The sequence below is a fragment of the Mangrovivirga halotolerans genome, from assembly GCF_026241165.1.
GTDB classification, from domain to species: Bacteria; Bacteroidota; Bacteroidia; order Cytophagales; family Cyclobacteriaceae; genus Mangrovivirga; species Mangrovivirga halotolerans.
Map to the genome: position 1 here is coordinate 279,055 of NZ_JAPFQN010000005.1, position 26,768 is coordinate 305,822.

General features: G+C 33.5%; 29 protein-coding genes. 17 read left to right on the forward strand and 12 right to left on the reverse strand.

Annotated features, from left to right (window positions below; all coding sequences use genetic code 11):
* Position 1: 1 nt before the first annotated feature.
* From OO013_RS09080 to OO013_RS09090, 3 genes are all read left to right on the forward strand, one after another.
* A complete protein-coding gene (locus OO013_RS09080; RefSeq protein WP_137090918.1) occupies positions 2–214 on the forward strand; it encodes a DUF3185 family protein in 213 nt (70 codons plus the stop codon).
* A 94-nt stretch (positions 215–308) separates the two neighbouring features.
* Positions 309–1,601, forward strand: coding sequence for an AAA family ATPase (locus tag OO013_RS20275; protein WP_266056484.1), 1,293 nt, complete (start codon positions 309–311; stop codon positions 1,599–1,601).
* A gap of 18 nt (positions 1,602–1,619) precedes the next feature.
* Positions 1,620–2,819, forward strand: coding sequence for a tetratricopeptide repeat protein (locus OO013_RS09090; RefSeq protein ID WP_266056485.1), 1,200 nt, complete (start codon positions 1,620–1,622; stop codon positions 2,817–2,819).
* 33 nt (positions 2,820–2,852) lie between these two features.
* Here the strand turns inward: OO013_RS09090 and cysM are convergent, their stop codons facing one another.
* Positions 2,853–3,731, reverse strand: coding sequence for a cysteine synthase CysM (cysM, locus tag OO013_RS09095; protein WP_266056486.1), 879 nt, complete (start codon positions 3,729–3,731; stop codon positions 2,853–2,855).
* A 264-nt stretch (positions 3,732–3,995) separates the two neighbouring features.
* On the opposite strand from cysM, the gene OO013_RS09100 reads away from it, so the two are divergent.
* A complete protein-coding gene (locus tag OO013_RS09100; RefSeq protein WP_266056487.1) occupies positions 3,996–4,886 on the forward strand; it encodes a dioxygenase family protein in 891 nt (296 codons plus the stop codon).
* A gap of 452 nt (positions 4,887–5,338) precedes the next feature.
* On the opposite strand, the gene OO013_RS09105 is transcribed toward OO013_RS09100, so the two are convergent.
* A complete protein-coding gene (locus OO013_RS09105) occupies positions 5,339–5,989 on the reverse strand; it encodes an SDR family oxidoreductase (protein ID WP_266056488.1) in 651 nt (216 codons plus the stop codon).
* 196 nt (positions 5,990–6,185) lie between these two features.
* On the opposite strand from OO013_RS09105, the gene OO013_RS09110 reads away from it, so the two are divergent.
* The 3 genes from OO013_RS09110 (at position 6,186) to OO013_RS09120 (ending at position 8,160) form a co-directional block, all read left to right on the forward strand.
* The gene (locus OO013_RS09110) at positions 6,186–6,821 is read left to right on the forward strand and encodes a hypothetical protein (RefSeq protein ID WP_266056489.1); all 636 of its coding nucleotides are present in this window, start codon (positions 6,186–6,188) and stop codon (positions 6,819–6,821) included.
* 276 nt (positions 6,822–7,097) lie between these two features.
* Positions 7,098–7,637: a hypothetical protein gene (locus OO013_RS09115; protein ID WP_266056490.1), complete on the forward strand. Its 540-nt coding sequence runs from the start codon at positions 7,098–7,100 to the stop codon at positions 7,635–7,637.
* 103 nt (positions 7,638–7,740) lie between these two features.
* Complete coding sequence (locus OO013_RS09120) at positions 7,741–8,160, forward strand: SRPBCC family protein (RefSeq protein ID WP_266056491.1); 420 nt, start codon at positions 7,741–7,743, stop codon at positions 8,158–8,160.
* Positions 8,161–8,172: 12 nt separating this feature from the next.
* Here the strand turns inward: OO013_RS09120 and epsC are convergent, their stop codons facing one another.
* Both epsC and OO013_RS09130 read right to left on the reverse strand, forming a co-directional pair.
* A complete protein-coding gene (epsC, locus tag OO013_RS09125; RefSeq protein WP_266056492.1) occupies positions 8,173–9,000 on the reverse strand; it encodes a serine O-acetyltransferase EpsC in 828 nt (275 codons plus the stop codon).
* A gap of 140 nt (positions 9,001–9,140) precedes the next feature.
* Positions 9,141–10,457: an LruC domain-containing protein gene (locus tag OO013_RS09130; protein ID WP_266056493.1), complete on the reverse strand. Its 1,317-nt coding sequence runs from the start codon at positions 10,455–10,457 to the stop codon at positions 9,141–9,143.
* A 325-nt stretch (positions 10,458–10,782) separates the two neighbouring features.
* Between OO013_RS09130 and idi the strand changes: the two genes are divergently transcribed.
* The 3 genes from idi to OO013_RS09145 all read left to right on the forward strand — a co-directional run bounded on the left by idi (position 10,783) and on the right by OO013_RS09145 (position 13,522).
* Positions 10,783–11,307: an isopentenyl-diphosphate Delta-isomerase gene (idi, locus tag OO013_RS09135; protein WP_266056494.1), complete on the forward strand. Its 525-nt coding sequence runs from the start codon at positions 10,783–10,785 to the stop codon at positions 11,305–11,307.
* A 145-nt stretch (positions 11,308–11,452) separates the two neighbouring features.
* Positions 11,453–12,508: a T9SS type A sorting domain-containing protein gene (locus tag OO013_RS09140; RefSeq protein ID WP_266056495.1), complete on the forward strand. Its 1,056-nt coding sequence runs from the start codon at positions 11,453–11,455 to the stop codon at positions 12,506–12,508.
* A 186-nt stretch (positions 12,509–12,694) separates the two neighbouring features.
* Positions 12,695–13,522 (forward strand): ion transporter, encoded by an 828-nt coding sequence (locus OO013_RS09145; protein WP_266056496.1) that lies wholly within the window; start codon positions 12,695–12,697, stop codon positions 13,520–13,522.
* Between the two features lie 3 nt (positions 13,523–13,525).
* On the opposite strand, the gene OO013_RS09150 is transcribed toward OO013_RS09145, so the two are convergent.
* Positions 13,526–14,173: an outer membrane beta-barrel protein gene (locus OO013_RS09150; RefSeq protein ID WP_266056497.1), complete on the reverse strand. Its 648-nt coding sequence runs from the start codon at positions 14,171–14,173 to the stop codon at positions 13,526–13,528.
* A 216-nt stretch (positions 14,174–14,389) separates the two neighbouring features.
* Between OO013_RS09150 and OO013_RS09155 the strand changes: the two genes are divergently transcribed.
* Complete coding sequence (locus OO013_RS09155; protein WP_266056498.1) at positions 14,390–14,722, forward strand: DUF202 domain-containing protein; 333 nt, start codon at positions 14,390–14,392, stop codon at positions 14,720–14,722.
* On the opposite strand, the gene OO013_RS09160 is transcribed toward OO013_RS09155, so the two are convergent.
* From OO013_RS09160 to OO013_RS09190, 7 genes are all read right to left on the reverse strand, one after another.
* Complete coding sequence (locus OO013_RS09160) at positions 14,703–16,490, reverse strand: sodium:proton antiporter (RefSeq protein ID WP_266056499.1); 1,788 nt, start codon at positions 16,488–16,490, stop codon at positions 14,703–14,705. The genes OO013_RS09155 and OO013_RS09160 overlap by 20 nt on opposite strands.
* Before the next feature lie 60 nt (positions 16,491–16,550).
* Entirely contained in the window at positions 16,551–17,426 is an 876-nt protein-coding gene (locus tag OO013_RS09165; protein WP_266056500.1) for an alpha/beta fold hydrolase, read from the reverse strand.
* Between the two features lie 2 nt (positions 17,427–17,428).
* Entirely contained in the window at positions 17,429–19,462 is a 2,034-nt protein-coding gene (locus OO013_RS09170; protein ID WP_266056501.1) for a copper-translocating P-type ATPase, read from the reverse strand.
* Positions 19,463–19,750: 288 nt separating this feature from the next.
* Positions 19,751–20,266: a hypothetical protein gene (locus OO013_RS09175; RefSeq protein WP_266056502.1), complete on the reverse strand. Its 516-nt coding sequence runs from the start codon at positions 20,264–20,266 to the stop codon at positions 19,751–19,753.
* Positions 20,253–20,675 carry an alkyl hydroperoxide reductase gene (locus OO013_RS09180; protein ID WP_266056503.1) on the reverse strand — a complete coding sequence of 141 codons (423 nt, stop codon included), beginning with the start codon at positions 20,673–20,675 and terminating at the stop codon, positions 20,253–20,255. The genes OO013_RS09175 and OO013_RS09180 overlap by 14 nt, the downstream gene beginning before the upstream one ends.
* A gap of 339 nt (positions 20,676–21,014) precedes the next feature.
* Entirely contained in the window at positions 21,015–21,476 is a 462-nt protein-coding gene (locus OO013_RS09185; protein ID WP_266056504.1) for a hemerythrin domain-containing protein, read from the reverse strand.
* A 9-nt stretch (positions 21,477–21,485) separates the two neighbouring features.
* Entirely contained in the window at positions 21,486–21,800 is a 315-nt protein-coding gene (locus OO013_RS09190; protein ID WP_266056505.1) for a DUF3817 domain-containing protein, read from the reverse strand.
* Between the two features lie 392 nt (positions 21,801–22,192).
* Between OO013_RS09190 and OO013_RS09195 the strand changes: the two genes are divergently transcribed.
* The 6 genes from OO013_RS09195 (at position 22,193) to OO013_RS09220 (ending at position 26,720) form a co-directional block, all read left to right on the forward strand.
* A complete protein-coding gene (locus OO013_RS09195) occupies positions 22,193–22,378 on the forward strand; it encodes a hypothetical protein (RefSeq protein WP_266056506.1) in 186 nt (61 codons plus the stop codon).
* A 63-nt stretch (positions 22,379–22,441) separates the two neighbouring features.
* A complete protein-coding gene (locus OO013_RS09200; protein WP_266056507.1) occupies positions 22,442–23,539 on the forward strand; it encodes a fatty acid desaturase family protein in 1,098 nt (365 codons plus the stop codon).
* 109 nt (positions 23,540–23,648) lie between these two features.
* Positions 23,649–24,209, forward strand: coding sequence for a helix-turn-helix domain-containing protein (locus OO013_RS09205; protein ID WP_266056508.1), 561 nt, complete (start codon positions 23,649–23,651; stop codon positions 24,207–24,209).
* Between the two features lie 270 nt (positions 24,210–24,479).
* Positions 24,480–25,988, forward strand: a complete 1,509-nt coding sequence (locus OO013_RS09210; protein WP_266056509.1) for an OmpA family protein — start codon at positions 24,480–24,482, stop codon at positions 25,986–25,988.
* A 205-nt stretch (positions 25,989–26,193) separates the two neighbouring features.
* The gene (locus tag OO013_RS09215; RefSeq protein ID WP_266056510.1) at positions 26,194–26,349 is read left to right on the forward strand and encodes a lmo0937 family membrane protein; all 156 of its coding nucleotides are present in this window, start codon (positions 26,194–26,196) and stop codon (positions 26,347–26,349) included.
* A 29-nt stretch (positions 26,350–26,378) separates the two neighbouring features.
* Positions 26,379–26,720, forward strand: a complete 342-nt coding sequence (locus OO013_RS09220; RefSeq protein ID WP_266056511.1) for a cupin domain-containing protein — start codon at positions 26,379–26,381, stop codon at positions 26,718–26,720.
* Positions 26,721–26,768 lie beyond the last annotated feature (48 nt).

Sequence of the window (26,768 nt, forward strand, 5' to 3'; positions counted from 1 at the left end):
TATGAAAAAAATAATAGGAGTCGTTCTGATTGTTGCTGGTCTGGTATTACTATATACAGGATATAATAAGTACGAAGAATCAACAGGATCATTATCTATTGGGGAGCTGGAATTATCTTCAACGGATAAAGAAGGTAGAAACATGGCTTTTGTAATGTTCGGAGGGGCGTTTATCTCCTTATTTGCAGGGGGAATGATTCTTAAGAAATCATAATCTATCTATATGTAATTTCCCGGATGCATTTCCACTTTTTAATTTCCGGAGAAGTGTATATTTGTTTTAAATATTTTTTTAACCTGTTAGGAAAGTGAATAAAGAAACTATTGCTGCATTAGAGGAAGCTTTAATGGCTTCTCCGGAAAATGTGATTCTCAGAAAGCAAATAGCAAATGGTTATTTTGGCCTGAAAGAGTATGAATTTGCAAAGGAACATTTAAAGATCATCTTGTCTGATCAAAATGATTTCGACTCTAAAGTTTTGTTAGCCAAATGTTACCTTCATTTAGAAAATTATTATCCGGGAATTTTAGTATGTGAAGAACTTTTAGAAGAGGATCTGCATGAAGATGTTATCCCTGTATATCTGCAACTCCTGATCAATAATGGTCAAATAGAGGATGCGGTAGAACAATATAATGCCTTTCAATTAAAGCTTCCGGATTACTATGATGAAGTAATCGAATCGCAATTAAAAATCACTGTCGACGAGCCTGAGCATGATGGCTCTGCATTTGACGCTTTCCTTGAAAAACCAGATGCTGATTTTTCAAGGGTAGGTGGGATGCAAAATATAAAAGACGAGATCAGCATAAAGATTATTCAGCCTCTCCAGAATCCTGATTTATATAAGGCATTTGGTAAAAAGGCAGGGGGTGGTATACTGATGTATGGACCTCCGGGCTGCGGCAAAACATTCCTGGCCCGTGCAACCGCTGGAGAGATCGATTCTAGATTCATGAATGTCGATCTGGATGATATTATGGATATGTATATCGGTAATAGTGAGAAGAATCTTCATCAAAGATTTGAGATCTGCCGTCAGCATAATCCCTGCGTAATGTTTATCGATGAGATTGATGCATTAGGAAGTAAACGTAATGATCTTAAAAATTCAGCAGGAAGGAATGTTATTAATCAGTTTTTGAAAGAATTAGACGGTGTAGACACCGATAATGAAGGATTGCTAGTGCTGGGAGCCACCAATGCTCCATGGCATATGGATTCAGCATTTTTAAGACCAGGCCGTTTTGACAGAGTCATTTTTGTACCCCCTCCAGATTATAATGCCAGAATTGAGATTTTTAAATTAATGACAGTTGAGAAACCAATCGAATATCTCGATTATGAAAAACTAGCGAAAAAAACGGAAAAATTCAGTGGGGCAGATATCAAAGCTGTAATAGATGTCGCTATTGAAGAAAAATTAAGAATATCGATGCGTAGTGGCAAGATCGAAAAGTTAAATACCAAAGATCTGTTAAAAGCTATAAAGACGGTAAAACCTTCAACAAGCGAATGGTTTGCTACTGCTAAAAATTATGCATTATACTCAAATGCTTCTGGTCTATATGATGATGTCAAAGAATACTTAAATCTATAAATTTTACTTTTTAAACTAATGATCGGTTTTGAAACTTATGTTACGATCGAAAATCTCATTAATAGTGAGAAATATGATCAGGCACTTGAAAAAATAGACAAGGCTTTTGAGTCAGGAAATGCATCTTCCTATCTCTACTGTCTCAAAGCAATGGTGTTTTGTGAGAAAAAAGAGTATAGAATTGCAGAAGACCTGATTAATCAGGCAATCGAATTAGACCCGGAAGATGATTATAATTTCTATACCAAATCAAGGATAAACTTCCATAAAGATAATTTAAAAACTGCGGAATCTACCATCGCTGAAGCCGTAAGGATAAACCCGAGAGTAGAATATTACGGTCACTGGGCTTCGATATATTTTGGCCAAAAGAATTATAAAAAAGCAGAAATAAAAGTAAAAGAAGGACTTGAATTAGACCCGAATGACGATCATTGTCTCAATTTACTTACCTTGATCTATAATGTTACAGGGAATAATCATGAGGCTAAAACCAATATTGAGGAATTACTTGAACAAAATCCTGAGAATGCATTTTCACATATCAACGCAGGATATCAGGAGCTAAGAACGGGAAATCATAAAAAGGCTAAAGAACATTATTCTATTGCTTTAATGAAAAACCCCAATAATGAACTGGCTCGTTCAGGCATGCTGGAAGCGATCAAATCTTCAAATTTCGCATACCGCTGGGTTTTAAAATATTCAATGTGGCTCAATACATTACCAAAACCGGCAAGAATAGGATTACTTGTCGGATTAATAATAGTAGTAAAATTGGTGCCTGTATTATTGCCATTTTATTTGGTCCTTGTTTTCGGAACCTGGTTTGTCGGGCCGATATCAGAAGTAATCTTGCTATTTGATAAATATGGAAGAAATTTACTAGATAAAACTGCTAAAGTCTCTACTTATATTAATGCAAGTTTATTCAGCCTGGTTTTAATTTGTATTCCGGGAGGTATTTTTATTGACAATTCTTTATTTATTACTGCCTTAGGGTTATTAGTTGCTACAGTTCCGGTTTACCACTTTGACATAATTACTAACAAAGTAAAATTCCTTATTAATATCCTGATTAGTTTAGCTATGATCAGCTTAGGATGTTACGCAGCAATACTCAGTATTGTTATGGATCAAAGCTGGTTCACTGCATTTCTACCATTAGTAGTATTAACAGTAGTTTACTCCTGGTTTAATGGAATATTGGAAGATTAAAAAAAAGCCTCAGTTGAGGCTTTTTTTTTAATTTTATTCAAATAACCCAGAGCTTAAATATCGATCTCCACGATCACAAGTTATACAGACAATTACTCCTTCGTCTAGTTCGTCTGCTAATTTAAGTGCCGCATGAAGAGCACCACCACTACTCATTCCAGCTAAAATCCCTTCTTTTTTAGCCATCTCCTTAGTCATATGTACAGCTTCATCTTCGCTAACATCAATCACTCTATCAACACGATCAGGTTCAAAAATTTTTGGAAGAAACTCGGGTGACCAGCGTCGTATTCCTGGGATACTGGAACCGTCTTTTGGCTGAGTTCCCACAATTTGCACATCAGGGTTTACTTCCTTCAAGTATCGGGAAACTCCCATGATTGTACCAGTAGTACCCATTGCCGAAACAAAGTGAGTTATCTTCCCATAGGTATCCCGCCAGATTTCTGGACCTGTGGTACGTTGATGCATTTTATAATTATCTGGATTGGCAAATTGATTCAGAATATAATAGCCTTCGTTTTCTGCCATTTCCTCTGCAAGTGTTCGGGAGTATTCGATTGTTTTATCAGCAGGAGTGAGGATTACTTTTGCTCCATAGGCTTCCATAGTCTGGATGCGCTCTTTTGTGCTGTTTTCAGGCATTATAAGAGTCAGATTCAGTCCTTTAAGTGTGGCTATCATTGCCAGGGCAATCCCGGTATTTCCTGACGTTGCTTCAATAAGTTTATCTCCAGGTTTAATATCACCCCTTTTTAATGCTTCAGAGATCATACCTAAAGCAGCCCGATCTTTTACTGATCCACCAGGATTTTGCCCCTCGAGCTTACAATAAACTTTGACATTTTTGTTTTTGGTAAGATGCCTTATTTCAACAAGTGGAGTATTACCAACCAAATGTTCTATATTCATTTTTAAATGATTTTAGTCTTTAAAGTAATGTTACGAAAAGTAGGAGAGAGCATTAAGAATAATTTATTTTAATTATACAGAATATGTAAAATTGAAAACCTTACTCATTCACGATTTTATAACATTTTAAATAAACAGAATGAATAATTTATACCTTATATCAAGCATCTATATTTAATGGATAATTGATTTAATTAGGAATAATATAACATTAATTAGTTAAATTAATATACTAATAAAAGGTGCCACTTAGCTACCACTCTCATGAAAAGAAGAGATTTCCTACAATACACCGGACTTACTGCGATGGCTTTATCAATTTCCGGTTTTAAATACTTCAACGGCACTACCTATGTTGGAGATTGTGAAACAACCACTGATATATTAGGGCCATTTTATCGCCCTGAAAGTCCTTTGAAAAATAATCTTGTAATACCTGGTCTTAAAGGTGAAATAGTAGAAATATCAGGTGTTATCAGACGCCCAGATTGTCAGACCGTAATTCCTGATGCCAAAATTGAACTTTGGCATTGTGACCCTGAGGGAGTCTACGACAATCATTCTGATGCATTTAAATATCGAGGTACGACATTTAGTGATGAAAATGGAAAGTACATCTTTAAGACTCAAATGCCCATACCATATGATGCTGGTAATGGAAATATTCGACCAGCGCATTTTCATTTTTTATTTTCAGCCTCTGGATATCAGGACCTGATCACACAAATATATTTTAAAGGTGACCCACATCTGGAAAATGATATTATGGCTTCTAACCCAAAATCAGAATTAAGGATTCTGAATATCAATACAGAAAATGGTCACAATCATATACTTTTTGATTGTACCATGAAAAAGAAACTAGACCTTTCGTTTAATTCATTTAGAATGATAACTGGTAAATATCAAAATGTAAATAATAACATAGAAACTATTGAGTTATTCGAGCACAATAAATCACTGTGGATAAAAAATCAAGTATTTGGTACAAGGTACGACTATATTGGCAAAAACAAATTTCGCTTAGCGGGTTTACCAGATGATTTTAAGAATGAAATGGAAATTAATATTGATGAAATGAGAAATGTTAGTGTGTTAAAAACTACTATTGCACCAGGAAGAATAAAAGAGACTATCGTATATAAAAAGATTTGAAAATTGGTTATCCCTTCATTTAATGACCTCAATAAGCCTCAACATTAGTTATATTCAATAGTTTAGTTAGCAGATGTCAGGATAACATCTATACCAATTACATTTTTATTTTTATTATTTTTTGAAAAAGAACTATACTCTCCATTGGAATTTACTAGAACTTTGTTTCTTGTAATTTTAATTACTGTATAAGGCTATTATAATAATAATTATCCGGGAGATAAGTATATAGCAATTCAACCAAAGGAATGTACCCATTCAGTGAAGAGGATCAAAATGGATTAATACCTCCAATTAGTGAAAATGACATAAAAAATAATTCTATTTTTCTATATCATGTCGAATCCAAACTAAATTAGAGTGTTTTATACTGATTGAAGCAAATATTTTATCAACAATAAAACGAGTGACAAAATTTATGCAGCAAATTGGTAAGGAAATAGCCAGCTGTGCTAAATATTTCCTATCGCCTCAGAAATCTCTTTGTCACCCTGATTAAACTCAACTATTTTCCCGATTGTATTATCATTCTTTAATACTTCAACAATCACCGCTGCTACATCTTCTCTGGGTACACTCTTATTCTTCTCAGGATTTTCTGTAGTGATTTTACCGGTTCCATCTTCATCAAGAAGCCTTCCAGGACGAATAATTGTATAATCAAGACCAATATCTTTTAGTACTCTATCAGCATAATGTTTGGCTACATAGTAAGGTTTTATACCAGACTTATCCCACATTTCACGATTGTCAGCTTTCATAGCACTAACAATGACATATCTGTTTACATTCGCCTTTTTAGCAGCTTCCATAGATTTTACTGCACCATCCAGGTCTACTACGAGTGTTTTATCAGGCCCGGTACTTCCACCTGATCCGGCAGTAAACACTACCACATCAGCTCCCTCAATTGCTTCCGCGATTTTATCGACAGGATCTTCAAGATTTAAAATTGTGAATTCAATATTCCTGTCTTCAAAAAAATCCTTTTTATCCTCATTCCGAAATGCTGCTTTTATTTCAAAATCTGCTTCATCGCTTAATTTTTCACTTAAAATCTTCCCTATTTTACCTGTAGCCCCAATTACAATAACTTTTTTCATGGTAATCTTTTTTAAGTATTTAATCTTATAATAAGATACAATATCTATAATAGATTGTTTAGCTAATAGGGTTATAATTAGTCTGAAATGTATATTCGGAAATCCAGATATTACAGCAACAAAATAGTGACATCATTTAAAGTTATAATTTCAAAAAATATATATTTGGGCTTTATTTTAAACTTTAATGTCAATTATGAAACTGAATGCATTTTTTATTTTATCCATATTAACCGTTTATACTTGTCTTGCTCAAAAAAATGCCATCACAGAATTTGGTGAAGAGGTTATACTTTTCGAAGACGGCTCATGGGAATATGTAAACAAAGAAAATGCAACCAAAAACGAGATCCCTGAAAATCCTACAAAATTCAAGAAAGACGAGGAATCTTCCTTCTTACTAAAGAGTCAAAACCTTAATGTTGGGTTTTACATAGATCCAAAATCATGGACTTTCAAGAAAGCCAATGAGAACGATGAAGCCGAATATAAAATGGAAAGCAAGGATGGTAATCTGTATGGAATGGTCATTTCGGAAAAGATTGAGATTCCACTTACAACCTTAAAGAATATTGCTCTTGAAAATGCCAGATCAGCTGCCCCTGATGCAAAAATCATAAAAGAAGAATATAGAAATGTGAATGGACTTAAAGTCTTGCATATGCAGATAAACGGAACCATGCAAGGTATTAAGTTTTCATATTACGGATATTACTATAGTGATGAAAGTGGAACGGTTCAATTCATAACCTTCACATCTCAAAATTTACTTGATATTTATAAAGATAAGTGCGAAAAACTTTTAAATGGCCTGGTTAAAATCGACATGTAAATTGAATAATCCCAGCTAAATTGACATAAAAAACACGTTAGGGTTTAGCAAAATTTTATTTAAATAATTTCTTTGTATAAAGAGAATTCCACAGAAGCGATAACCAAACCTATGTCAATAATCCCTGATTAACCCAACACACTAAATATCAATAGATTACAAATAAATAAATTTAATAGTTTGATAAAGAAATCTGCGGTTAAAAATGGTTTAAATTCAATTTTTTATAGTTAAATTAATATAAAGACATTATTTATTACCAAAACCACTATTTCGATGAAAACTTTAACATTAATACTTTTAAGTATTTTCACAATTACGATGTATGCACAAGATCATAAATTTAAGATCGATGCAAAAAAAGTAGGTAAAAATGAAACTCCAAAATACGTAGTAACTGCAGTTGAGAGAGATTTTCCTACTGGTGAAGTTATTCAATATTACGTAGCAGAAGGTGACCATTTAACCTCAAACTGGATTGTTGAAACAGATAATACAATGGCCAGTGGTGAAGATGTGGATCACTACACAGTCATTCTAAAAGGTGAAAACAATAGTTATATCCATGCATTGTATAATAAGGATGGTGAGCTCATTAGTTCGAAAATGACTGCAGAAAACTTTCCATTACCTGATGAAATTGTAGAATTTGCCACGAGTGGTGATTATGATGGCTATAGAATAGTTTCTGATGAATTCTATCGAATTAAGCATCATGACCATGGTAAAGAATTTATTCAGGTCAATATTGAAAATGGAAAAAAACATAAAAAACTATTTTTCAATACTGATGGTACCTTCATGAAAGAAAAATAAATAATTACCAGACCAAATAATCAAGCCGGTTAAAGCCGGCTTTTTTTATTGATTTTTATTTCCAATTATTATTTTTAGGGAACTATTAAAAAAATACAATTATATGGATGTTATCGTTGAACAGAAACTAGATTCCGATTGTAAATTAGTCTGGAAAGTAATTACCGACCCGAATTTAATGAGAAATTGGTTTTTCGAAAATATCCCTGATTTTAAAGCAGAAGTTGGATTTACCACTGAATTTCCTGTTGATTCCGGAGAAAGAATTTTCACCCACCTATGGAAAATAAAAGAGGTTATTCCCGGAGCAAAAATAGTATACGAGTGGAGATATAAAGAATATGATGGTATAGGAGAGGTAACTTTTGAATTATTCCACAGTGAATTTGGTTGCATAATCAGAATAACTCATTCAGGCTTAGAATCATTCACTCAAGAGATCCCGGAGTTTTCTGAAGAAAGTTGTCGGGGTGGATGGAATTATTTTATAAAAGACCGTTTAACAAATTACCTGAATCGATAACCTAAATTAAAATCAGGGTTTAAAAGTGATCGTATCATGACCACCTTCGACATTTGTCATTTTGGCTTTATAATATACCTTGGAATGTGGTGGAACTGATTTAGTTAACCAGACATTACCACCAATTACAGAATTTTCACCAATAATAGTATCACCCCCCAAAATACTAGCTCCGGCATATATTACAACATTATCCTCAATCGTTGGATGCCTTTTTGTTTTTGCCAGTTTTTTATCAACACTCAATGCTCCTAAAGTAACTCCCTGATAAATTTTAACCTTGTTACCTATTACAGTTGTTTCCCCTATGACGATTCCCGTTCCATGGTCTATACAAAAATAATCCCCTATGGAAGCACCGGGATGAATATCTATACCTGTTTTACTATGAGCATGTTCAGAGATAATTCGAGGGATCAAACGAACTTTTAATTGTTTTAAACAATGAGCAATTCTATGAGCCGCAATTGCATAAAAACCAGGATATGTTCTAACTACCTCAGTATGACTTTCAGCAGCTGGATCTCCCATATACATTGCCTTAACATCCATCTGCAGTTTAGCTTTAATTTCAGGCAGGGCATCAAAAAAATCATCAGTAATATTTATACCCTCGTCAAGACAGATTCCTTTATTTCGATTCATTATTTCGTCAAATGACACTCTTAAGCCTGAAGCTATTGCTTTAAATCTATCAAAACTTTCAATTTCAGCATGAGCATATTCTGGAAATAGAAACCCAAGTAGATGGACGAAAAATTCTCTGACTATTTTTGGAGAGGGACATTCAGCAGCTTCCTGATGCTCTTGATAAAGGCTTTTGATAAATTCTTCGTTCATTGATTAACCATTTTGCTGTTTAACGACTTAATTATACAATTGTTAATAAAATTAGATCATTATTGATACAATTACAGATTATGAAGCAATAAAAAAGCCCTGACAATACTGCCAGGGCTTATTGTTAAATTATTAACTAATTAAAGTGCGCATGCGTCACGATCAAAAGTTAAGTTGATATCAGATAAAATATCAGACCACGCTGGATTCCATCCATCAGTAATGGATGTGAAGCCATTATATGCTCCGATTATATTTTGACCTTCTACTGGCCATCTCCAATCAAATGGAATCACTATACCGTTAGGATATTCTTTACCATCCATAGCTATCCAGCTATTGTCAGGATGATTATTTCCAGGTAACTCATAGATATATAAATCGTAATAAGTATCCGGATAATCAATACCAAAATTAAATACTCTTAAGAAAGGATTGTATGGATTTGTAGGATCAAAAGAGAAATCTCCATCAATTGAAATAGTAACTTCAGCATCTGCACCTGCATAGCATCCATCTGCAACAACTGTATTTGCAAATGGAGTTCCAGGAATTGATAATGTGGTATTTTCAAACACAGTTACCATATATTGATCACCCATCATTTGAACATCAGCAGCACCTAAAATACTGACTACACCTTCAGCAGGAATCATAAAACGGAAGCTATGATCTAAAGAAGCACCTCTGGCAGCTGCAAAGAAAGTTATTTTAAGTTCAGCATTAGTTTTCATGACATCAGACCTGATTACAAGGTCATTGTAATCCGCATCATTAGCTAAATCAAGAAGATCTTCCCATGCATATGTGAAATCAATAGTTGGGTCTTCACATTCTTCAAGGCAGAATTCAAAATAAACTCCCCAATTGGCTCCAGGGAATTGTTTTGCTCCATCGAGAGTTACACCTGTATCTGTTTCATCACAAACGCCTCCCCATGCAGTTTCACCATTTGATAATGCTGCGTGTGCTCCAACAAAGAAACAATCGCCGAACATATCCACATATGACTCAGGAATTACTGCAGTGTAAGATGATACCATTGCATCATCACTCCATTCCTTTTTAAAGGCAAACTTACCTGGAGTAGCACCGCCACCATTTAATTTTTTAGCGTCTTTTAATTCTTCAAGGCTGTTAAATAAATCAAGGTGAATTTCTTCTAGATAAACACCTTCCTGATATACATTGTAAGTCACATATAGGTTTCCACCTGAATATGCTACTTCAACACTTCCGGCTAACATATTCTGGCCGGCAACTAAACACACCTCTTTACAAGCAGGTGGAGCATCTACATCATAGTCTGGCAACTCGTATTTATCTCCATTAAGAGGAGTTAAACCTGACTGGCTTGGTTCTAAGGCTTCACCTTCACTACAACTTTGCAACATAACGATTGAAAACGCTATTGCGAATAATGAAAGTAAGCCAAATTTTGACTTAAGGGTTTTCATAAGGTTAGAAATGATTAGATTGATAAATTATTTCCATTTAGAATACAATTATAAGGTTATTTTTTATAAATAAAAAATTATTTAATTGTATCTTTCTAAGAAAGATGGTGTTTTTCGAAGAATATTTTTAAATATTCATTAAATACTTATATCAGAAAATACAATCTGAAAATAATAGGTCATAAAGCTTATAAATACTGTATTGTTAGATTACGGTATTACATATGCGTTAAATAATTATTGGTTGATATTTGAATAATTGGAAAAAGACAAAACAATTTATCATCTTAAAGCTTTAATGATAAAAATTTTTAAAACTTAACTAATGACGGATCAACTTATTCTGGTAAATAATAATGATGAAGTGATAGGATATGAAGAAAAATTACCTGTTCATGAAAAGGGTTTGCTTCATCGCGCTTTCTCTATTTTTGTCATAAACAGTAAAAATGAGTTATTAATTCAACAAAGAGCTTTACATAAATATCACAGTGCCGGTCTATGGGCAAATACTTGCTGCAGCCATCCAATTAAAGGTGAAAACCAGGAAGCCACGGTACATAGAAGATTAAGAGAGGAAATGGGATTTGATTGTGAGGTAACAAAGGTTTTTGAGTTTATTTATAAAACAGAATTTGGAAATGGCCTGACGGAATATGAATACGATCATGTTTATCTAGGAAAGTACGACAAAGATCCGAAGCCCAATCAGGAAGAGGTTGCTGATTTTAGATGGATTCCCCTCAATGAAATAAAAGATGAAATGAACAACGAACCTGAAAAGTTCGCATACTGGACTAGATTTGCCATCGATGAATTTTTAAATAAAGTAAAGTCAATTAGTATTTAATATCTCTTACTATATCTTGATAATTTTATTTTTAAATCATCAATCCGCTTCAACTTAAAATTTCAAATTAATTTATCCTCTTGAGGTTACTATTTTGGTTGAAAGCATATATAAATATACTTTCAACCAATTGTTATTTTTTAAGATGATAAATTTCAGGCATCTATTATTATTTTTTATTGTACCAATTTCTTTGTACAGCCAATCAACAAAACCTGAGCAATCTGGAAACTGGGAAGATCCAAATCACTGGGCAACCACAATTGCTGGAACCTTATCAGGCAATATACTTTCATTAAATAATAAATCTGTAATTATAAATGGCACAACCATCGCAGAAAGAGACTTATATCTGTCAAATACTAATGTTATAATCAATCCTCAGGACACATTGGTTATCAAAGGATATTTTTATTTGGATAATTTTTCTAATGTACAAAATAATGGCACTTTAATAGTTATAGGTGACGTTTATACCACCTGGTTTAGTAGCATAAACAATAATGGTAAGTTTGTTTCAACTGAAAATGTTTATGGATGGAATTGGGGTTCTGATTTTTCCGGTGAATCTTATGTGTATGGTTCAAGAAATGGAGTTAATCCGATAGGAGAGGAAGGAAATGAAAATGATCTCCAGAATAATGATCCGGAATTATATGATTACGTTGAAGATATGATAGCCATATTACCAGTAGAATTAATTTCTTTTGATATTTCAACATTCGATAATGAAATCTATCTGGAATGGAAAACAGCTAATGAAAAAAACAATGATTACTTTGAAATTCTGAGATCAAACAATGCAATGGATTGGAAAACTATTGGCAAAATAAGCGGCAATGGGACGACAAATAGTATTATACATTACTCTTTTGAAGATCACCCAAGCGAGTCAGGAGTTTATTATTATCGAATAAAACAAGTAGACTATAATGGTGATTACGAAAAATTCCATATTAAAAGAATAGAATATAATACTAAATCAGTAGAAATTTTCCCTAATCCATTTGTTGATAAGCTAATTATACATTCAGATTTTGAGGAAATTTTAGTTTACGATGAATTAGGTAGAACTAGATTTAAATCAGAAAACAAAAATACGGGAAGTTATCAGATTGATACTTTTGAATGGGAAAAAGGGATTTATATGGTTAAAATAGTGACGGCAGGGGGTATTAAATCCTTTAAAGTCATTAAATAATATTCTAGACTATAAGATCAAAAATTTAAGTAATAGGTGGTTTATAATTCAACCATGAAATAATAATGCCATTATATTACCTTTTAATAGATTAAAATCCCCTGATATTTTATAATTGTGTTTTATTAATGATATATTATTGTTTTAAAACAGAATAAACTACCACAATCTGAAGTATCCTGATTTATGGAGAGCAAGGCCAAATGGCAAAAATTAAGATCCAGAGCACATGAAATTATATTTGAAGCCGATACCTTTTGGGGTAAGTTATTCGATGTTGTTCTATTAATAGCTATTTTATTAAGTGTTGTAGCGGTAATGCTTGAAACTGTTAATGGCATTAGAATTGAATACGGCACTTTTCTTGTAAAAATAGAATGGTTTTTCACAATATTATTCACGATAGAATATATCGCCAGATTATTATCTGTCAAAAAACCACTTAAATATGCAACCAGCTTTTTCGGCATAATCGATCTTCTCTCAATTTTACCTTCATATATTGGATTATTTATATCTGGCGCTCAGGCGTTTATGATACTTAGAAGTATTAGACTTCTCAGAGTATTCAGGGTTTTAAAAATGGTTAGATTTTTGGGTGAGGCCTCAGAATTATCCAGAGCATTAAGAGCTAGTCGTCCCAAAATTACTGTCTTTGTTGGTGGTGTCTTTATTATGGTAGTTATACTGGGTACATTAATGTATGTCATAGAAAATGGTGAAAACGGATTTACCAGCATACCAAAATCCATATACTGGGCAGTGGTTACATTAACAACTGTAGGGTATGGAGATATTGCTCCTCAAACTCCTTTAGGACAAGCCGTGGCAACATTTATAATGATTTTGGGATATGGTATTATAGCAGTTCCCACAGGAATCGTAACATCTGAAATGGCCAGTAATCGGGAAAAAGCTTCAATAAATACTATTTCCTGTCCGTCTTGTGGTGCAGAAGGGCATAGAGACGATGCCATTCATTGCTTTCGATGCGGTGCCCCTTTACATGTTTAAATATTATTTTCCTAATCTGAATACTAATCCTCCATCAAAAGCAAACTGGTACATGGTAGAATAATTATTGACTCCTGCACCAACTCCACCTGTACCAAAATATAATCCACCTCCAAACGCCTGAGTTGCGGAAATCAAAGAAGCCTGAATTCGCAATGCCATCCTGGGTGTCATCCACAAATTAGCACCTCCTCTTATTTGCCATGAAAACTTGGTTGCAGAATCACTTCTTCCATTATCCGGGTTTTCAATATTAAATACGCCTAACCCAAATCCTGCTCCAACAAATGGCTCAACCAAATCTGAAATTGGGAAGTATCGGGTTCCATTTAGCATGATCCAGTTGATGGACAAACTAAAGTCAGAGAATTGTTCTTCTGACCCAAATGAATTATCTCGGTAAAAGGTAGGCGCATTGGTATCTTGCCTTTGATACTGTAATTCAATAGCTCCTCTGTTTTCAATGTGATATTCTAAACCAAGTCCCCATCTAAAGCTATCTTGTATTGTTCCATTAAAGTAAGAAGTGTTTGAATAGTAAGAATTTACTTTATCCTGGAAAACATAACCTCCATAGGTGTTCAATCTAAGTTGCCCGAAAGAGCTGTAACTGATAGTTAAAAAAACAATTAAAATTAAAGTACCTTTCATATTATCAGATTTTATTTATGTGTAGTGTTATAATAATATAGCTTTAAATATTTAAATATTGATGTTTTATATTGATTTAATTATAAACCAATTATGGTTAAATAGTTAGACCCAAGTTTTCAGAAAACTGTTAGTACATATTGTAATTAATGACATTGACTTCATTTGGGGATTTTCAGTCAATTTTTATTAGATTATCCTGAAACAGATTTGCTTATGAAGAAAAAGAAATTTCGACGTCTTAACAGTGATTTTGAGGTAAAAGAAAAAATTATACTGCGAGATTTTCTAGCCATGGAAAGAACTACATTGGCAAATGAAAGAACATTTTTCTCCTATATAAGAACAGGACTTTACCTGACTATTGCTGGAATTGGTATAATGGAATTGGATAATCTCGAATCTTTACAATGGCTTGCATACATATTATATGCTATCAGTGCTTTTCTTATTTCGTTTGGCTTTATAAGATATAATATCGTTCAGAAAAAATTAAGCAGGTTTTATGATCGGGTAGAAACTGATAAGATCAATGAAAAGGATAAATAAACGGAATAAAAATCATTGCGAGTATCCAGAAAAGTAAACTTAATGGGGCCCCGGCTTTTGTAAAATCCCTAAAATAATAATTGCCAGCACTATAGATCATCGTATTTGTCTGGTAGCCAACTGGTGTCATAAAGCTGGCACTTCCTGCAAAAGCTACAGTAAGAAGTAATGGCAGTACATTTATTTCCATACTTTCTGTTACTGAAAAGGCAATCGGTACCATTAATGCTGCAGAGGCATTGTTACTAACCATTTCAGTTAGAAGGACAGTAATCATATAAAACAGACCTACAAGAAGAACAGGCCCACCATAGGAATTAACTACCCATTCCAATTTTTCCCCTATAATATTTGAAAGTCCACTGCTACTCATTGCCTCTCCAAGGCTTAAAGATCCCGCTAATAAAAATATTACCTGCCAATCAATTGCTCGGTAAACGTCAGTCATGGTAATAATTTGAGTGACATTTAATACTACAATTCCAGCAAATGCAGCAATTACAATTGGTACTATCCCAAAAGACGCTAATCCGATCACCGAAATAATTACACCGGCAACAATTAATAAATTCTTTTTATCAACATTTTTAACCTGCTCTACTCTTAAAGAAACAAATGGTTGGTTGACATTCGTCTGGCTTTCCTGAATTAAATCATATCCTTTTTTATTTGTCAATAATACCAGTATATCCCCTGCTTTTAGCCTGATTTCTTTAAGATCGGACAACTGTTTTTTCCCTCTTTGTCTAACTGCTATTACTTCAGAATTATAATGAGATAAAAAATCCACATCTGATAATCGTTTATCAACAATAGATGAATTTGATAATAATACTATTTCAACAAGTCTCGTTTCTTCGTCAGGGAACTGCTTGTCATCAAAAGAATCTGTTATATTAAAATAATCTCGTTGAATTAAATCCCTTATTTTACTCAAGTCTCCTTCAATAAGTAACTTATCATTTTCTTTTAATTCCATTGAAGACTCGGGATTATCATATGTCTTATCTCCTCGCTTAAGTATTTTAACTTTAATATCTTCATCTCTAAATAGATTAGATATTGTTTTTGATTCTTCAGCTGGTTTTTGCTTAAGTTTTATTTCAGTTAAAAACTTTTTGACACCTTCTTGTTCCTTAAGCTCATCAGATGAACTCCGTTTAGGAATAAACCGCTTACCAAAAAAGATCAGATAAATTGAGCCCGCTGTAAAAAGGATCAATCCAAATGGAGTGAAGGTGAACATGGAAATCTCATCTACTCCTCTTTCTACTGCCATTCCCTTAACTAATAGATTTGTGGAAGTGCCAATTAGTGTGCAAGTTCCACCAAAAATAGCAAAATAGGATAGAGGCATCAGATAGCTTGAAGGTGATTCATTTAGTTTTCTTGAAGCCGTACTTACAACTGGGATTAATGTGGCTACTATCGGTGTATTATTAACAAATGCTGATAAACCAGCCACAAATACTCCCATTCCTGCAATTCCTTTTTTATAACCTTTCTCTAAAATGCGGGATAAAAACGGTCCTAAATAACTAATAACCTGTGTTTTTATCAGAGCATGACTTAAAACAAACATTGCGGCAACTGTAAGAGTAGCTTCGTTTGAAAATCCTGCTAATCCTTGCTGCACGGAAATCACACCAGATAAGACCAGTACTACTATCACTCCCAAGGCTACAAGGTCTATTCTGAAAACTTCCTTAATAAACAGGGTAAGAGTTAATAAAATTACAATAAGGGTAATTATGGCATCAACTGGCATTGAAATCTATTTCTAATTTTATTTTGGTAATCAACTCTATGATATAACAAATTTAATCTTTCACAAATCACTAATTGCATTTGAAATTAATCCTGGATATTCTTCCTGGATAAAATGTCCTCCATCAGTTTCTGTAAAATTTGCATGAGGTAGCAATCTTGTATGAGCGGAACTTAATCTTCCAAGTACAGGATCATTTTTACCCCATATTATTGAAACCGGACCTTTAAAGTTTTCAGCATAAGCTTTAGTCTTTTCTAAATATTTCACACTAGGGTGTTCATGTGAATCAGGCACCATTCTGGCCATCATTAAAGGGGCTATATTCTCTTTTGCTTTTTTCAAGGGATAAGAGTAGGCCTTGCTCACTTTACCACGAATGGAATCTTTATGCCCCTGAGCTATCGATAAATAGTTCTGTGGAAAACCAAATATTCTAAATGCCAGATCACTGACAAATGGCAGATGACTGAATTTATGAAACAGGGTTGACTTAAAATCTTTTTTGGGTGGCAAAATAGAGGTATTTAATAAAACCATTCCTTTAAGATTATATGACTGGTTCATTGAAGCCAACAACCCTATAGGACCACCCCAATCCTGTCCGACAAAAATAAAATCATCATCAATCACCTTTTTTAAGAAATTGATCATGACATTTTTATGATTGGCAAGGGTATGAAAGTTTGGATCTTTTGGTTTATCCGAAAAACCAAGCCCTAATAGATCAGGTGCTATGCAACGATATTTTTCAGGATCCAGCTTATCTATAATATTTCTATAAATAAAACTCCACGTTGGATTCCCATGAAGCAGAAAAACCGGTATTCCAGATCCTTTTTCGAGATAATGAATTTCATATCCGTCAACCATGGCTGTTTTGCTTTTAATTCCATCAGGTATCTGTTCTAAAATAAAATCCGGTATCTTTTTCATCTTTAATTAATTTGCTTCTTTAACAACTGGGCATTAATTGCAACTATTACCGTACTTAAGCTCATTAAAACAGCACCTACAGCAGGACTTAAGATAATTCCTGCCCAGGCTAACACTCCGGCTGCCAGGGGTACTGCAACTATATTGTAACCTGCTGCCCACCAAAGATTTTGCATCATCTTATTGTAGGTTGCGGTTCCAAATAAAATCAGATTAGCTATATCTTTAGGATTACTATTCACTAATACAATATCAGCAGTTTCTGCAGCTACATCTGTTCCAGAGCCAACGGCAATCCCTACATTTGCCTGCGCCAGGGCAGGAGCATCATTTACACCGTCCCCGGTCATTGCTACAAATTCACCTTTTTCCTGAAGGTCTTGTATGATCTTTTGTTTGTCTTCCGGAAGAACTTCAGCATAATAGTTATCGAGCCCAAGCTCATTACTTACTGCTTTAGCCACTTTTTCGTTATCACCAGTAGCCATAACAATATTTATACCCCGATCTTTAAGAGTTTTAACTGCATCGTAAGATTCCTCTCTAATACCATCAGCTAGAGCCAGGTATCCTAACAGGTCTCCGTCACTTAATATGAATACCACTGTCTCACTATCATTTTTAAAGGCATTTTCAGGAATATCGAAATTTTTCTCTTTTAGATAACCCGGGCTAACAATCTCAATCTTTTTTCCATTGAGATCTGCCTGAATTCCCTTCCCGGTAATATTTTCAAAATTGGAAGGTTCATCAAGTTCTAATTCTTTTTCCCGGGAAGCTTTTATTATACCACTTGCAATTGGGTGCTCAGAATTTCCCTCAACAGAGGCAGCAATAGCTAAAAGCTCATCATCCGATAATGAATCGCTAATACTTTTAACTCTGGTTACTCCAAAATCGCCTTTTGTCAATGTTCCTGTTTTATCAAAAATGATAGTGGTAATTTTTCTGGAGTTTTCAAATGCTGTCCTGTTTCTGATCAGTAATCCTTTTTTTGCACTTACCGCAGTACTTATTGCTACTACTAAAGGGACGGCTAAACCAAGAGCGTGTGGACAGGAAATAATCATTACTGTTACCATCCTCTCAAGTGAATACTCGAAGTCTTTTCCAAGCGATAACCAAACAAATAAGGTAATAATTCCTGCACCTAAGGCCAGATAAAAAAGCCATCCAGCGGCTTTATCAGCCAGATTTTGAGTTTTGGACTTCGTCTTCTGAGCATCCTCAACCATTCCGATTACTTTAGAAAGGTATGATTCATCTCCAGTATGCTTTACTTCAACTTTGATGGATCCATTATCATTGATCGAGCCACCGATCACTTCATCTCCTTTTGATTTTGCGACTGGTTTAGATTCACCCGTGATCATTGATTCGTTTACATGTGATTCACCCGCTACAATTTCACCATCAGCAGGTACTTTTTCCCCGGGTCTCACTAATACGATATCCCCTTTTTTTAAATCAGTTATTTCTACATCTTCAGTTTCGCCATTTTCTTTTATTATTCTGGCTTCGGACGGCATTAGCTTAGCAAGCTCCTGTAATGCATTAGAGGCGCCCATTACTGACTTCATCTCTATCCAATGTCCTAAAAGCATAATTACGATCAGACTGGCTAATTCCCAGAAAAATACTTTGCCTTCTAATCCGAAAACTACTGCAGAACTGTAAAAATAAGCCACTGATATCGCTAATGCGATCAAAGTCATCATCCCTGGTGACTTATCCATGATCTCATCAACCATTCCTTTAAGAAAAGGCCAGCCCCCATAGAAGAATACCAAAGTAGATAATCCGAATTGGACATAGCGAACCCCTTTAAAACTAAATGAATAACCCAGTAGTTCCTGGATCATGGGTGCCAAAAACATAATGGGAAGTGTGATAACCAATGAAATCCAAAAACGCTTCTTGAAGTCTACAATCATTTGAGCATGATGATCATGATGATCGTGATCTTCATGATTATGATGATCATGGCCTCCCATTTCTTGATCGTGTTTATGCGATTTATCGTGATCGTGATCCATATTGACTATTTATCGGTTTTATAAGCAGTTATTAGTTATTTAGTAAAGATTTTTCTTGTTTAAAAATATAATTTGAAAAACTTATTTTTTTCATTGGAAGGGTTTATAAAGATATCTTTTTTAACAAAAAAATTTCTTTATCCTGTAACAAGACTTGTTATATAAATACCGGTAATTTCAAAAAGAAAAGTCGCCAGGAGGACACGATTTTATGAAAAATTCATAAACGGGAAATCGTTAATTTAAAGAATGGTGAAAATAAAATATTATGAGAAAAGACAATGCAAATTAATTAGTATAAGTAATCTCTTGATTACGAATTCTTTTCTTAGTTAATCGATCTATCCACTTACCAAATCCAGACCAGAAAATATTTTGCATAAACGTCCAGGCATTATATAAATAAGGTTTCACATAACTGTCAATTCTTACTGTTACTGCAGTTCTTCTATCTTCTAATTCCTTCACCCAGATTTGTAAGCGATAAGGTCTTATTAGCCTGAAACTTAAGAAATAACTTCCATAATAGTATTTAAGATCCCGATAACATCCTCTTTCAACAGTCCCCATTACACCTACAAATGACATGAAAGGACCGTGATGAATATTTTCTTCTCCTGAACTCATTTCACATGTACCATCGTTCATGAACTCTACACGATAAGGCCAGATCTGATGCAGGGTAAAAGTATCCTTCCTTATAAGGGAATCCCAGACTGATTCAGAAGAACAATTTAATATAAAGTCTTTTGTTAATGAGTGTTCCTTAAAACCTACCGTCATTTCCTGATTATAGTGATTCATGAAATTCTTGTTTTTTCACGGTTTGTATTGCAGGTTCTCTTTTATTATGCTTGAATATCTCTAATAGCATCCATCCAAAAGGAAGCCACCATATAAAATCATTTGTGACGAGAGTATAGATAAATTCAAATGGGACCTGGCCGGTAAAATAATTGAAGAAAAACCCAACTGGGCCCAAGATTTTCCCCAGAAATCCTACTGCAATAATAGGCCAATGACGATAAGGATCTTCAGAGGCCCACCAGTACCCAAGCCCATAGACACCAACTACCATTCCCATTCCTTGCCAAACCATTGGATGATTCAGCGTTTCCATATCAGCCCATTGAAAATAGGCCTGCGGAAAGATAATCACAAAGGCACCCCACAGAATATTGTATATTGCTGCTGACCGGAGAATTGTTTTCATTATTTCCATTCTGTTATCCATACTAAAATAACAGAAACTGAATATTAATGTTTAAGCAAATCTCTTCTTAAACTTGTTTAATTTTCGCTTATAGCGGATCATAAAAAACAATGATATCAAAGCTATAAGAAAACCCTTTAAGGTAAAAGCTTTGTGAAATTTCCTCGGTAATTCCTTATTTATTTCCTGGGGAGGTGTTACAGGCTGTGTGGATATTTGAATGGAATAAATAACAGAAGGAAAATGATGTCTTCAAAGGTTTGTTTTAATAAAAATAGAAAAACAAATTAAACCTTCAAACTACTGATTATCAAAACTTAATAAGGATCAAACTCATACTTATTTCCAGAAAACATCTTCGGTATAATCCTCAAAAGGTTCTTCCTGATGGTGATTCTCGATCTCTTCCAGCTGTTCTTCATCAGCAACTTTTTGAATCTCATTAAAAAGCACGCGTTCTTCAAATCTGATATGCTGTTCCACAGTCTCCTCCAGGTCTTTTAAAACTTCTGATAGATCGTTATTTTGATTGACCAGGGACTTGATCTTTTTATGATCATCAAGGGCTTTTTTTACCAGATCATTGTCGTTACCAAGGATGGGAAAAACAAAATTTTCTTCAAATTCGAAGTGGGGGATAAGGTGATTTTTATAGAACCAATCAACATATTTTTTTATGCGTTCCGGATCAATGTCTTTATTAAGACCAGTCCTTATTTTCCAGCATAGCAGAAGTCCAAAATGATGCTCCCGGCTAACAGGCTGTAAAGCGCTATGTCTTTTGATTGGTTTATTTTTCATTTCATCAATTTACAAACTCTCTTTTAATTTCTGCTCTTCCGGCTTTAAGATCTTTATATCAATAAAAAATGTACCTGCGGGGATTAATGACGCAAGCAATACTAAAAAAGAAGTCTTTAAATTCCATTTATAAGTAAAAATAGCCGTCAAAGCCAAAAAGATATAAGCGATAAAAAGAAATCCATGGGCCATTCCAACAACATAATTTGGTTGAGGAATATCCATCATATATTTAAGCGGCATGGTAATAGCAAATAGCAGGTAACTTATTCCTTCTAAAATTGCTACCAGCCTGAATCGTCCGAGAGTTGATTTTAAATTCATAGGTCAAAAGTATACCATCATTGATAATTAAAAAAATCAATTAAGACATGATCCTTATTTCAAGATGAATAATTTATGGATTGTAGAGGAAAAACGCCGTTACAAATTAAATAAGAGCTTAATATGTGATTTATGTAAATCTTAGAGCTTAATATGTAATCATTTAACAGCGAATTATAACGATCTTTAAATAGGAAAAACCGTAATGATCAAACAATATTAAAATTACGGGTAAAACAATACATCATGTCAAATAAAGAGAATAAACCCAAGTCGGATAAAACACCCGCCACCAAAACCCTAAAAGAGAAACGCCTTGCAAAAGAGAAAAAGCGAAAGGATAAGCGAAGTGATAATTAAAATTAAACTAAAAAAGGCTGCGGCCATACCAAATGAGAATAACCAGAAGCTGGCGTGAGCAAAAAGTCATGTTAAAACTTAGATTTTCTAATCTTTCAGATTCGGATTTTGAATTCGAAGAAGGGGATAAGGAAAGTATGATGAATAACCTAGCCAATAAACTCAATAAAACCAGAGAAGAGTTAATGAGGCTCTTTATTGAATTGCAAAGCTATTGAATAAAAACAACCATTAAACTCTAATCATGAATAAAAAAATCAAGAAATAGAATTCCAATAATAATGAAAATTAATAATATAAAATTTGCAAAAAATGAATTCGTAGAATTCGAAAAATCTTTACATAAACGAGTAAATAATTATTTTAAAAATAATAACAAATCAAGATTTGGTAATCGCAGTTTGATAGTTAAAACTATTTTAATGCTTTCTACTTTTTTTGTTCCGTTGATCATTATTAATACCGGGATAATTGAAAATACACTCTTACTTTTTGTATTGTATATTATTAGTGGAATAGGAATGGCGGGGGTTGGAATGGGAGTAATGCATGATGCAATTCATGGTTCATATTCTAAAAATCCCAAAATCAACAAATACGTTGGTTACTCAATGAATCTTATTGGTGCAAATGCCCGAATCTGGAGAATCCAACATAATGTCTTGCATCATACATATACAAATATTGATCATGCCGATGATGATATTCATACACCATTTTTCTTAAGGTTCTCACCCAATGCAAAAAAACACTGGATCCATCGGTTTCAACACTTGTACGTATGGTTTTTCTATTCTTTATCTACCTTATCATGGATCACCCTGAAGGATTTTGTTAATTTAATTCGATATAAAAAGAAAGGTCTTATTAAAGAAAATATGAGTAAAGCAATGCTCAGAATATTTGCTTGGAAAGGTTTATACTATTCTTATGCACTGGTACTACCATTAATAATGGTATCCCTTCCAGCATGGATAATTATTCTGGCTTTTTTAAGCATGCATTTAGTAACAGGTATATGTATCTCTTTTGTATTTCAAACAGCACATGTGATGCCTAATACAGATTACCCACAGGCAGATATTAATAATTCAATAAAAAACTCACGTATGGTTCATCAAATGGTGACTACGACAAACTATGCACCGAAAAGCAGGTTTTTTTCGTGGTTAATAGGAGGGTTAAACTACCAGGTTGAACATCATTTATTTCCTCATATTTCACACGTGCATTATCATAAAATATCCAAGATAGTAAAACTTACTGCACAAGAGTACAATGTTCCCTATTTAAGTTATGATAATTTTTGGATTGCGTTAAAAGCCCATTTTAAAATGATAAAAAAGCTCGGTACTCATTCACCTAAAACCATGTGCTAAATTTTAGATCATTTTATACTTATATTTAAAATACAATTAATCATTGAAGATATAAGTATCTATTTTAGCCTGATACCGTTAGTTATTATAGACCAATATAATAACAGGTATGAGGTTATACATCAAGTATATGGTGAGTCTTCGTTGTAAGATGATGGTGATAGAAGAATTAAAAAAACTTGGACTCAATCACATATCTGTAGAGCTCGGAATGGTTGAGATTAAAGAAGAACTGACTTCAAAGCAGCATGATTTATTAAAAGCTAATTTACTCAAATCAGGTCTTGAGCTTTTAGATAATCAACGCAACATCTTAATTGAAAAAATCAAGAATGTAATTATTGAATTAATTCATTATTCAGATGAGCTACCTAAAGTTAATTATTCAGATTTTCTGTCAGAAAAATTAGGCTATGATTATACCTATTTATCAAATATATTTTCAGAGGTTACTGGTACGACCATACAGAATTTTATAATTGCTCACAAAATTGAAAAAGTTAAAGAACTTCTTTTATATGATGAATTAAATCTCACTGAAATATCATATAAGCTACATTACAGCAGTGTAGCCCACCTTTCAAATCAATTTAAAAAGATTACCGGATTATCACCCTCATTTTATAAGCAACTTAAGAAAAAGAGAAACAGTAATCTTGAAGACATTTGATTCTCAATAATAATATCCCTGCTTTTTAGAACTGTGATATATATAACATCGAATCACACTTATGTAACAGTGTGACCAATAAAAAGAAGTACCTTCCTTAATACTAATAATCAGTGAATTACGATTTTAATACAACAGTTTCAAATTGAATTTGTAATCCATAAAATCAATTATCAAAATGGAAATCGTAATTAATAGTGAAATCATTAGTAGCTAAATGCTATTAAAAGATATAAACCTTCTAAAATCGTATAAAAACGATAAAAAATCATGAGAGCTAATCCGATTAAAACTTTACTGAGCATAATAGTCATGTTATTTGTATACACGGCAAGTGCACAAGAATTGCAATCATCATTATTTAATGACTTAAATAAGATAAAGCTGGAAGCAATAAAGGTACAGGCTAATGTACTTTCTCCAGAAAATTTTAAAGATGGAATGGAAGCATACAATGAAGCTAAGAATGCCTATTTAAAAAATGGACAATTATCAGATATAAAAGAAAATATCAGCGAATCATATAAAAGCTTTTCAGATGCGATTGAAACTTCGAATATAAATGCAGTGATGTTCTCTGAAGCACTCGCTGCGAGGAGTGATGCAATTGATGCAGAATCAGACAATCCAAATAACCTATACTGGGAAGATGCAGAAGATGAAATGAAAGATGCAGCGGAAGATTTTGAAAAGGGAAATTCAAATAATGCGAAAGAAAAAGCTTCAAAGGCGACTGAATTATATCGTCAGGCTGAACTTGAATCAATAAAATCAAAATACCTTGCAAATGCAAAAAGCCTGGTAAAACGTGCTGATGATAATAAAGTAGATAAGGTAGCCCCAAAAACACTTAAAGAAGCAAAATTATTGATCTCAAATACCGAACAATTACTTAATGAAGACAGGTATGATAAAGATGAAGCCAGATTAATGGCCAAACAAGCTGAATACAAAGCTTCATTGGCAATTCATATGGCTACTCAAATAGAACTGTTAGAAGATAAAAATTTCGAACCCGAAGATTACCTGCTTTTAAGTTATGAGCCAGTAACAAGAATTGGTGAACACCTGGATATGAATGTGAAATTTGATAAAGGAATTGAACAACCTTTATCTGAGATAACCTCTACAATCAATCATAATAAAATGATGCGATTAAATCTTGAAAATGAAATTTTTACTAAAAAACAGGAAATTGAAAATTATAAAAAAATTGTAGATGAAAAAATTCAAACACAAAAAGTCTTGAAGGGTCAACTTTCTTATGAAACTGAACTCTCTATCAAAAAACAAGAAGCTTTACAGTCAAGGATTAATCAAAATGCTATTCTAAAAGCCAAATTTGATGAAATCCAACGACTATTTCCTCAGCAAGAAGCCCAGGTATTTCGTCAAAAAAATGATGTAATTATTAGAATGGTGGGTGTTAATTTTGATGTAGGTAAATCTCAAATAGAGAAAGAAAATTTCGCCACAATATCAAAGATCGAAAAAGTTGCAGACATTTTTGAAGAGGCATCTATAATAATTGAAGGGCATACAGACTCCCAGGGAAGTGATAAGGCTAACCTTGCTTTATCGCAAGACAGGGCCGATGCAGTTTTGACCTATCTCTTAGCCAGTACTAATATTGATAAGAGTAGATTTAAAACAATTGGGTATGGAGAAAGCAAACCTGTTTCTAATAATGAGACTTCATTAGGAAGGAAACAAAACAGAAGGATAGATGTAATTATTAAACCTCAAATTATTGGTCATGAAAATATTGGGCTAAAATAAATGAGCTATTTTTACTTTTAACATGCGGGTCCGGAATTTAAAATTCCGGACCATTTTTTATTAAAGTATCACCCATTTTGAATTAAGACATATAACATGTGATTTCTGTAACAACCCTTACATCATGTGTAACAACTTATCCACTTGATATACTGATCTTTACAACATATACTAATCTGTTAATTAATTCTTAAACCAGATAATCATGAAAAATCTACCATATTTAATCGCCATAATACTTTTAATTGCCTGGACAATCGGGGTATTAAAATATAACGCTGAAGGATATATCCATACCTTATTAATATTAGCTTTGGTCACCATCTTATATCGCCTGGTGAGAAGAAAGGAATTACTATAATGATGCAGGAAAATGACAAATACTCTGAAATGAATAAAGGGACGGTCTTGATTATCGATAAGATTGTTGAATATAATTCCAATGCGATAAATAAAAAGACTATTATCAAAAAAACCACTGGTAACATAACCGCAATTTCATTTGATAAGGGTGAAGAGTTAACTCAAAACAGCTTACCCTTTGACACCTTCATTCAGGTAATAGACGGCAAAACAGAAGTAACAATTGATAAAAAATCAAGCAAATTGTTAAAAGGGGAGGCCATTATAATTCCGGCCCATTCTATTTATACCATAAAAGCTAATGATGTACGCTGTAAAATTATAGCCACTATTATTAAAAGCGGATATGAAAACCTTTCGCTTAATTAGATTAGTTACTTCTCATCATGACTTAGTTTCTTTTTTTGATAAAACACT

Bases quoted from the DNA above. Each gene is read 5' to 3' on its own strand.
- OO013_RS09080 (WP_137090918.1), top strand. From the start codon at position 2: ATGAAAAAAATAATAGGAGTCGTTCTGATTGTTGCTGGTCTGGTATTA.
- OO013_RS09090 (WP_266056485.1), top strand. From the start codon at position 1,620: ATGATCGGTTTTGAAACTTATGTTACGATCGAAAATCTCATTAATAGT.
- cysM (WP_266056486.1), bottom strand. From the start codon at position 3,731: ATGAATATAGAACATTTGGTTGGTAATACTCCACTTGTTGAAATAAGG.
- OO013_RS09100 (WP_266056487.1), top strand. From the start codon at position 3,996: ATGAAAAGAAGAGATTTCCTACAATACACCGGACTTACTGCGATGGCT.
- OO013_RS09105 (WP_266056488.1), bottom strand. From the start codon at position 5,989: ATGAAAAAAGTTATTGTAATTGGGGCTACAGGTAAAATAGGGAAGATT.
- OO013_RS09110 (WP_266056489.1), top strand. From the start codon at position 6,186: ATGAAACTGAATGCATTTTTTATTTTATCCATATTAACCGTTTATACT.
- OO013_RS09115 (WP_266056490.1), top strand. From the start codon at position 7,098: ATGAAAACTTTAACATTAATACTTTTAAGTATTTTCACAATTACGATG.
- OO013_RS09120 (WP_266056491.1), top strand. From the start codon at position 7,741: ATGGATGTTATCGTTGAACAGAAACTAGATTCCGATTGTAAATTAGTC.
- epsC (WP_266056492.1), bottom strand. From the start codon at position 9,000: ATGAACGAAGAATTTATCAAAAGCCTTTATCAAGAGCATCAGGAAGCT.
- OO013_RS09130 (WP_266056493.1), bottom strand. From the start codon at position 10,457: ATGAAAACCCTTAAGTCAAAATTTGGCTTACTTTCATTATTCGCAATA.
- idi (WP_266056494.1), top strand. From the start codon at position 10,783: ATGACGGATCAACTTATTCTGGTAAATAATAATGATGAAGTGATAGGA.
- OO013_RS09140 (WP_266056495.1), top strand. From the start codon at position 11,453: ATGATAAATTTCAGGCATCTATTATTATTTTTTATTGTACCAATTTCT.
- OO013_RS09145 (WP_266056496.1), top strand. From the start codon at position 12,695: ATGGAGAGCAAGGCCAAATGGCAAAAATTAAGATCCAGAGCACATGAA.
- OO013_RS09150 (WP_266056497.1), bottom strand. From the start codon at position 14,173: ATGAAAGGTACTTTAATTTTAATTGTTTTTTTAACTATCAGTTACAGC.
- OO013_RS09155 (WP_266056498.1), top strand. From the start codon at position 14,390: ATGAAGAAAAAGAAATTTCGACGTCTTAACAGTGATTTTGAGGTAAAA.
- OO013_RS09160 (WP_266056499.1), bottom strand. From the start codon at position 16,490: ATGCCAGTTGATGCCATAATTACCCTTATTGTAATTTTATTAACTCTT.
- OO013_RS09165 (WP_266056500.1), bottom strand. From the start codon at position 17,426: ATGAAAAAGATACCGGATTTTATTTTAGAACAGATACCTGATGGAATT.
- OO013_RS09170 (WP_266056501.1), bottom strand. From the start codon at position 19,462: ATGGATCACGATCACGATAAATCGCATAAACACGATCAAGAAATGGGA.
- OO013_RS09175 (WP_266056502.1), bottom strand. From the start codon at position 20,266: ATGAATCACTATAATCAGGAAATGACGGTAGGTTTTAAGGAACACTCA.
- OO013_RS09180 (WP_266056503.1), bottom strand. From the start codon at position 20,675: ATGAAAACAATTCTCCGGTCAGCAGCAATATACAATATTCTGTGGGGT.
- OO013_RS09185 (WP_266056504.1), bottom strand. From the start codon at position 21,476: ATGAAAAATAAACCAATCAAAAGACATAGCGCTTTACAGCCTGTTAGC.
- OO013_RS09190 (WP_266056505.1), bottom strand. From the start codon at position 21,800: ATGAATTTAAAATCAACTCTCGGACGATTCAGGCTGGTAGCAATTTTA.
- OO013_RS09195 (WP_266056506.1), top strand. From the start codon at position 22,193: ATGAGAATAACCAGAAGCTGGCGTGAGCAAAAAGTCATGTTAAAACTT.
- OO013_RS09200 (WP_266056507.1), top strand. From the start codon at position 22,442: ATGAAAATTAATAATATAAAATTTGCAAAAAATGAATTCGTAGAATTC.
- OO013_RS09205 (WP_266056508.1), top strand. From the start codon at position 23,649: ATGAGGTTATACATCAAGTATATGGTGAGTCTTCGTTGTAAGATGATG.
- OO013_RS09210 (WP_266056509.1), top strand. From the start codon at position 24,480: ATGAGAGCTAATCCGATTAAAACTTTACTGAGCATAATAGTCATGTTA.
- OO013_RS09215 (WP_266056510.1), top strand. From the start codon at position 26,194: ATGAAAAATCTACCATATTTAATCGCCATAATACTTTTAATTGCCTGG.
- OO013_RS09220 (WP_266056511.1), top strand. From the start codon at position 26,379: ATGAATAAAGGGACGGTCTTGATTATCGATAAGATTGTTGAATATAAT.